This window comes from Paenibacillus sp. SAFN-117 (assembly GCF_051966115.1).
Classification (GTDB): Bacteria; Bacillota; Bacilli; order Paenibacillales; family NBRC-103111; genus Paenibacillus_L; species Paenibacillus_L residui.
This window is the reverse complement of the sequence record NZ_JBQCLK010000066.1, coordinates 1-7,505: the sequence shown is the minus strand read 5'-3', so window position 1 is coordinate 7,505 and position 7,505 is coordinate 1. Positions and strand designations below refer to the sequence as shown.

The 7,505-nt window shown below is 47.4% G+C and carries 5 protein-coding genes and 1 pseudogene; 5 read left to right on the top strand and 1 reads right to left on the bottom strand.

Features of this window, described 5'->3' with window-relative positions; translation table 11 throughout:
- The first annotated feature begins 810 nt into the window (after positions 1-810).
- From ACTHRH_RS25290 to ACTHRH_RS25280, 3 genes and pseudogenes are all read left to right on the top strand, one after another.
- Positions 811-1,140, top strand: coding sequence for an ArsR/SmtB family transcription factor (locus ACTHRH_RS25290; RefSeq protein WP_379290667.1), 330 nt, complete (start codon positions 811-813; stop codon positions 1,138-1,140).
- A pseudogene (locus ACTHRH_RS25285) lies at positions 1,137-1,271 on the top strand (SRPBCC family protein); the annotation flags it as partial. The gene ACTHRH_RS25290 and the pseudogene ACTHRH_RS25285, both read left to right, overlap by 4 nt.
- A 112-nt stretch (positions 1,272-1,383) precedes the next feature.
- On the top strand, positions 1,384-3,654 hold the full coding sequence (locus ACTHRH_RS25280) for an ATP-binding cassette domain-containing protein (protein ID WP_440418210.1): 2,271 nt from the start codon (positions 1,384-1,386) through the stop codon (positions 3,652-3,654).
- A gap of 954 nt (positions 3,655-4,608) precedes the next feature.
- Here ACTHRH_RS25280 and ACTHRH_RS25275 read toward each other — a convergent pair.
- Complete coding sequence (locus ACTHRH_RS25275) at positions 4,609-5,037, bottom strand: SRPBCC family protein (RefSeq protein ID WP_379290662.1); 429 nt, start codon at positions 5,035-5,037, stop codon at positions 4,609-4,611.
- A 450-nt stretch (positions 5,038-5,487) separates the two neighbouring features.
- Here ACTHRH_RS25275 and ACTHRH_RS25270 point away from each other — a divergent pair, with 450 nt between their 5' ends.
- Positions 5,488-5,823, top strand: a complete 336-nt coding sequence (locus tag ACTHRH_RS25270) for an ArsR/SmtB family transcription factor (RefSeq protein WP_379290660.1) — start codon at positions 5,488-5,490, stop codon at positions 5,821-5,823.
- 102 nt (positions 5,824-5,925) lie between these two features.
- Positions 5,926-7,248 carry an alpha/beta fold hydrolase gene (locus tag ACTHRH_RS25265; protein ID WP_440418207.1) on the top strand — a complete coding sequence of 441 codons (1,323 nt, stop codon included), beginning with the start codon at positions 5,926-5,928 and terminating at the stop codon, positions 7,246-7,248.
- Positions 7,249-7,505: the final 257 nt, after the last annotated feature.

Here is a 7,505-nt window from a genome sequence, read left to right as displayed (position 1 = left end):
AATCCCGAGAATACCCTACTTTTTTGTCGCCTGTGAAGGCTCCAAATCTTGGTACACAGAATACTTTACGCCATCGGGAAAAGCCTGCAAAAATACACGAATATCGTTTAATGGCAGGCATTGCTTCAATTTGAGGCTCAAAAGGATGTATTTTTGCAGCAATTTTTTCCAACCAAACAACAACCCGGGTGAAAGATGTAAAATTGCAGTTTTTCTATCAAAGCTGCAGGATGTCTCGTCAAAAGTTCATAACACACAACATGCTTGCCTGTCGAACAGTTATTGGCGTAAACCAGCCTTTATCGCAGAGTGATTTGAGCATGCGTACTGTAGTGAGAAGTGCGATGGTTGATGTTAAATAACTGTATAAACCTAGTATGGGCCTCTTCGAATTTGTAATTCAGCTTGCAACTCCCCGATAAAATGAAAGAACGCCTGGCTCCATTCCTTGTTGGAATGGAGCCAGGCGTTCTTTGTCACTTAAAGATTATTATACTGTAAGGCGGATCAATTTTGGAGTATAAAAATATTGTTGACACGACACCAAATGGTGTCCTATATTTATATAGTCACCAAATGGTGTCTAATTAAGAGTCGGTCATTTGGAAACATTGGAGTCTGAATGGAGATGGTTAGATTAATGATATATCCAAACGGAATATCAAAAAGGACGCCTTTTTCGGGTATTAGTTAAGCGGCGGACGCAGTGTCCGGAGAGCCGCAACTTTAAGGAGGTGGTGAAATGAACGGCTATCCCTTCGTATCAGCAATACTTTCCATTACACAAAATAAAAGTTTGGAGGGAGAGTTGTGAGCGAGAACAACCAGTTGAGGGATGTGTTTGACGCGATTGCAGATCCAACCAGGCGACAACTAATTAGTTTGTTAGCAGAGACGGAGGAAAAACCGCTTCATGAGTTAACGGCACATTTTCAAATGGGACGTACAGCGGTATCCAAGCATTTGACAATCCTTAAAGAGGCCGGGCTGGTACATGACCGAAAAGTCGGCAGAGAAACGCGATTTAGGCTAAATGCCTCTCCACTTAGAGAAGTTCAAGATTGGGTGGCTTTCTACAGCAAGTTCTGGAGCACGAATATGTTGCGCTTGAACCAACTATTAGAGGAGGAAGAAGAATGAGTTTGAAGTTAGAGCTGGATTTTCAGTACGCGACATCGATCGAGAAGCTTTGGTCCGCGTTAACCGACTCAAAAATGCTTGCCAAGTGGGTGTTAGAAAATGATTTCAAGCCCGTCGTAGGACACCGATTTCTGCATTGCGAGTGGTAACTGCTTCGCTGGCACTACCCCGGAAACAGAGAATCCATGAATATTGTGATAATGATGTACACCAATTTGAATTTATACAATTCGGAGGTCATTCATGAAGGAGAGCTCGAAGTCCCACCCTTACCAAGAATATATTGAAATTCGTGGTGCCAGGGAAAACAATCTCAAGAACGTATCCTTGCGCATTCCCAAGCGGAAGATCACGATCTTCACCGGGGTATCCGGATCCGGGAAGTCATCAATCGTCTTCGATACGATTGCCGCAGAATCCACGCGATTGCTGAATGAGAACTTCAGCATGTTCGTGCGTAATTTCCTGCCGCGCGTTCCACAGCCGGATACAGACGGGATCGAAAACCTGAGCATGGCGGTTATTGTGGACCAGAAACGGCTGGGCGGCGGTTCCCATTCCACGATGGGCACGATTACCGATATCTCTCCCATTCTCCGCCTTCTCTTCTCTCGAGTGGGTCAGCCCTATGTTGGAGAAGTGAACATGTTCTCGTTTAACGATCCGCAAGGTATGTGTCCCGAATGCAACGGGATCGGCCGCAGGCTGGGCGTCGACATGAGCAAGGCGCTGGACATGTCTAAATCGTTGAATGAAGGGGCAATTATGCTGCCGGACTATTCAGTGGGCGGCTGGGAATGGAACATGATCGTACAGTCGGGGGACTTCGATCTCGACAAGAAGCTGAGCGATTATTCGGATGAGGAACTGGAGCAATTGCTGTACGCCAAGGCAAGGAAAGTGAAGATGGATTTCGCCGGTAAGGCAACGAATATTACAGTGGAAGGCGTCATTGAGAAGTTCACCAATAAATACATAAAGCAGGATTTGAAGACGAAATCCGAACGCACACAAAAAGCGGTTGCGCCATACATTACCGAAGGTCCCTGCTCCTGCTGTCGCGGCGCGAGACTCAATCAGGCCGCACTAAGCTGCAGGATCAACGGACTCAACATTGCGGAGATGTCCTCCATGGAGGTGGGGCAGCTCATCGGCGTCATCCGGGAGATTGACGATCCGGTTGCCGCGCCGATTGTCAAGTCGCTGACGGAGCGTCTGCAGCATCTGGTGGATATCGGACTGGACTACTTGACGCTGGACCGTGAGACGGATACGTTGTCCGGCGGCGAATCGCAGCGGGTTAAGATGGTGAAGCATCTGAGCGGCAGTCTGGTCGATGTCACTTACATCTTTGATGAGCCCAGCGTCGGGCTGCATCCCCGCGATGTGCACCGGCTCAATGAATTGCTTCAGAAGCTGCGCGATAAAGGCAACACGGTCATAGTGGTCGAACATGATCCCGACGTCATCAAAGTGGCCGATCATATTGTCGATGTCGGCCCTTATGCAGGCAGCCGCGGGGGTACCATCGTTTATGAAGGCAGTTATTCAGGCCTGCTGGAGGCCGATACGCTGACAGGCAACCATCTGAAACAGGAACTGCCGATCAAAGCCAGTTTCCGCCAGGCCTCGGGCCATCTGTCCATTGTGGACGCCAACCTGCACAATTTGAAGAATGTCAGCGTCGATATACCGGCAGGTGTGCTGACCGTAGTGACGGGCGTCGCCGGCTCCGGGAAGAGCACATTAATTAACGAGGTGTTCTTGCGCCAGCATCCCGATTCTATCGTTATTGACCAGTCGGCAGTCGGCGTCTCGACCCGCTCCAACCCGGCCACCTACACCGGCATCATGGACGATGTGCGCAAGGCGTTCGCGACTGCGAATGAAGTGAGCCCCGGCTTGTTCAGCTTTAACTCCAAAGGGGCCTGCGAAAACTGCCAAGGTCTCGGCGTCGTTTATACCGATCTGTCCTTCTTGGAAAGCGTCAAACTCCCTTGCGAGGTATGCGGGGGCAAACGTTTCAAGGAAGAAGTGCTGGCCTATCAGTTGGACGGCAAATCCATTGCTGATGTATTGGAGATGACCGTCGAACAGGCCCTTGCCTTCTTTAACTTGAAGGGGGTCTCGAAAATTCTCCAAGCCATGAGCGATGTGGGACTGGGTTATTTGCAGCTCGGCCAGCCGCTCAGTACGCTTTCGGGCGGGGAATGCCAACGCATCAAGCTGGCCAGCGAGCTGCATAAACAAGGGAGTATTTATGTCATGGACGAGCCGACAACCGGTCTGCATATGTCCGATATCAGCCATTTGCTTGCAATCATGAACCGGCTGGTAGACGCCGGTAATACGGTCATAGTCATTGAACATAATTTGGATATCATCCGAAATGCGGATTGGATCATTGATATGGGACCCGACGGAGGCAGCAAGGGCGGCCAGTTAGTGTTCGAGGGCACGCCTGCGCAGATCATTCACGCGGAGCAGTCGATCACGGGAAGATACTTGGTGTAATTACATCAATACTATAAACTCACGAATCCTCAACCAGGGCTGCCGGCAGAAATCGGCAGCCTTTCGGTTCTTCATTATCGGCTAAAAAAGCGGGGATATCCGTTCTAGCTTCAGTGATTTATAAGCTGGTTGAATGAGAGTTTTTAGAGCAATAATCGCTTATCAAAATACATTAGGGGGGATGGTATGCTTGAGCCAAGTGAACGGACAAGGACAGGTTTATGGGAGAAACCGTTTCGCTGTCATCCGCCGATTTAGCTATATGCCCGAGTGCAACGCAGCACAGTGAAGCTTGATTTTACACCTATTATGGCGCATAGTTTAGAAAGGGAAGCCGTCAGCCGCGTATCTTATTTACATGAAAATATAATATCGGTATTAGCTTACGGGTGATATGCTGCTATACTAAGTCCATACTTGCTTGGTACTTGGTAACTATTTCTGTTCATACTTACCATATCAACATGTCGTTAAGATGATATATCCACTATAATATCGCTTATTGGAGGAGTACACGATGTTGGATGATACATTGCCAGTTACGCTGCAGTACCAGTTGCGTATGAAGCTGCTTGGATCCGATGGAGTTAACGGCTAGGGAATGCTTATGCAAACCGAACTAATTTCCGCCGGACTTGACGGATAGACAAGCCGTATTTGGGGTGGTATCAGCTACGCTGGTACCACCTTGGCATTTTAAGGTAACATATAAAACAACACTTGAGGACGTAGCGGGATACGATGAAGATCGGATCTTTTTTGATAATAAGCGGATTTCTTGCTTTTACCGTGAAACAGCAGCTTCTTAGGAGGCTGCTTGTTCGCGGTATTTTTATGCCCAAAATAACTTTATCCTGGTGTTGATTTCGAAGATAAGATAACCGCCTCGTTGAAGAGGCGGCTTATTAAACTATCGTTTCCCTTTTAGCGAAATGCGCAATATAACTCCAATTATTAAAACTTACGTTTATGATAGGGGATTCCATCGCCATCTTCACAGTAGGATTTGAGACTATAAAGGAAAATAGCCCAGTTGTAGTTACAGGAACGATAAAATGGCGTTACTTCTTTCCAGTTCGAATGACTCAAAGTAATAAAAGACTTCCCGTTCTTCCCTTCAATATCAAAGGAAATGGTCGTACCAATCCATTCTGGATCTGAATCTATACACTGCCAAACGACTTTTTTATTAGTGATCAATTCCTCTATTCTCATCTTAGTTATGTCATTGCTGCCGAATCGAAATTCATTAATAAAGCCAATCTGATTATTAACAATGAGTTCATTTGTCCATATTTCCGACAGTCCCTCAGCAGTGGTTAAAGTTTCATACACCTTCGACGCTGGAACATTTACGGTTTGCAAGTGCTCGATATTTGCCATGTCTTACTCCTTTCTAACTGCAATAATTTATGTTTGATGCTTACGATAACATATGAAGAATATAATAGTTTCTTCTGGATTGCTATGTTGCAAAAGCTCTCGCTTATCGTCCTATGTATCAGCAAGTCTTCAGTTCCTTTAAATCCATGGGTAAATCATCTCCGAACAGTGACAATACAACTAAAACGGCGCTTCGAGCATTGCCAAATTGCTGCCGTGCCGCTCGATTTTTCCCGCGCTGACTAATTGTGACACGCAGCAGGGTATGTCAAAACCATATTGGAGCATGTCGTAGCCACGAATTTTGAATACGTATTTATCGTGGCGTCCCTAAACTGGGATTTCAAGGTCAGCCGCATCATGTGTGTTCCCATTTAACTACATTTTTATTGTACAACAAAACTAATATATACGTTGACGTGTATATACGTAATGGTGTATATTAATGGCATGAATACGACAGCGATGCAATTAACGTTATTTACGATCGCCGAGCCGAACCGTTTTAACATTGTTGAACTTTTAAAGCAAGGGCCGCGATCCGTCAGTGAAATCGTCCATGCCCTCAACATCGGCCAGCCTCAAGTATCTCGCCATTTGCGTATTTTGAGCGAGGCTGGGTTGGTACGCGTCCGCAGCAAGGCGCAGCAGCGAATATATAGCCTTGAACCCCGACCGTTTCAGGAACTGGATGAATGGTTCGATTCATTCAGCATCCTGTGGGAAGAACGGCTCGACAATTTCGAGGACTATATGCTCGACTACAAAAGAAAGGAGAACTTATGACAGGTATCAACAGCTTAATCGCCAGTTATTACTGGAACTACCAGGCCATCTGGAACGAGCGTCTTGATGCACTGGAAAATTACGTAATGAGGATGAAACGCGATGAGAACAAGACAGACAAGAATCTATAGAGATCGAGAGCGTCGGGAGCTTACCGTCGAACGTATAGTAGCCATATCTCCCAAGCTTGCCTGGGAAGGATGGACTGAGCCGCAACACGTTGCCCGTTGGTGGGGGCCCAGGTCCTGGACTTCCACCATATATGAAATGGATGTGAGGCCCGGCGGAGTCTGGCGCTATAGCCTTAAATCCGACGATGGCACCGGAGAAGAGGCTTTCTGCCGAGCCGTCTACCAGGATGTTTGCGAACCGTCCAAGCTAGTTTACATCGACTCGTTCGCCGACAGAGATTGGAATGTCGTAGAGAACAGCGAGATGCTCACAACCGTTCATTTCGAGAAGGCGGCCGGAGGTACGAAGCTTCGTATTGTGACCCGTTTCGCAAGCGTCCATGACTTGGAAAACGCCGAGGCGATGGGGATGATCGAAGGATTCACCGATGCCTTCGATCGACTTGAAGAATATGTAGAAACAACATTAACAGGAGGAAAGATAAATATGAAAACGATTATTTCTAAAGACGGAACAAGAATCGCATATCAAAAGCAAGGAAACGGACCCGCCATTGTTTTGGTATCGTCTGCGGCTGCCGATCATCGGGATGCCGCGGGGCTCGCCGAACAGCTTGCCGATCATTTCACCGTCTACAACTACGACCGTCGGGGACGCGGACAAAGCTCCGATACAACGCCGTACGCTGTTGAACGCGAAATTGAGGATATAGAGGCTTTGATCCGTGAAGCCGGTGGTAATGCAAGTTTGTTCGGCAGCTCATCCGGGGCGGTGCTAGCCCTTGACGCAGCCAACAAATTAGGAAATCAAGTGTCAAAGCTTTATCTGTACGAACCGCCGTTCATTATTAATGACAGCCGCAAACCTGTGTCGGCAGAATACATAGACCAATTGAATAAATTCGTCGAAACCGGCCAACGAAGTGAAGCGGTAGAATACTACATGACCGAAGCTGTCGGTATACCGACGGAATATATCGAATATATGAAAGCAGATCCATCTTGGAAGTCGATGGAAAGCATGGCTCATACGCTTGTCTATGACGGGATGATTATGGGCGAGACGCAGTCCGGAAAACCTCTGCCAACCGGTCGATGGGAAGGGAGTGTCCCTACCTTGGTCATGACAGGGGAAAACAGCGAATCACTTTTCCATGACGCGGCCAAGGCGCTAGCCGAACTATTACCTCTGGCTGAACACCATACGCTATCCGGACAAGATCATTCGGCCGTCATGATGGCTCCGGGCGTACTGGCGCAAGCAATCATTAATGATGATATGAAAATGAAATAAGCTCAATCATTTGGGAGGAGAAACCAATGACTGATCATAACATACAAGATCAAGCGTATCCGCCGCCAAGGCCAAACCCTGATCTTCGATCGCTTGATCGTTTGGTCGGTACCTGGCATATCAGCGGGGGCGCTGAAGGGATCAAGAGATACGTGAGAAATGGAAAATGATAAGTCATAGTAACTCAACTTTCGCAGAGCGAAAATCGGCATAATTGCATGATGTGACTGAACTAACGGTGAATGTAATACTGAGGT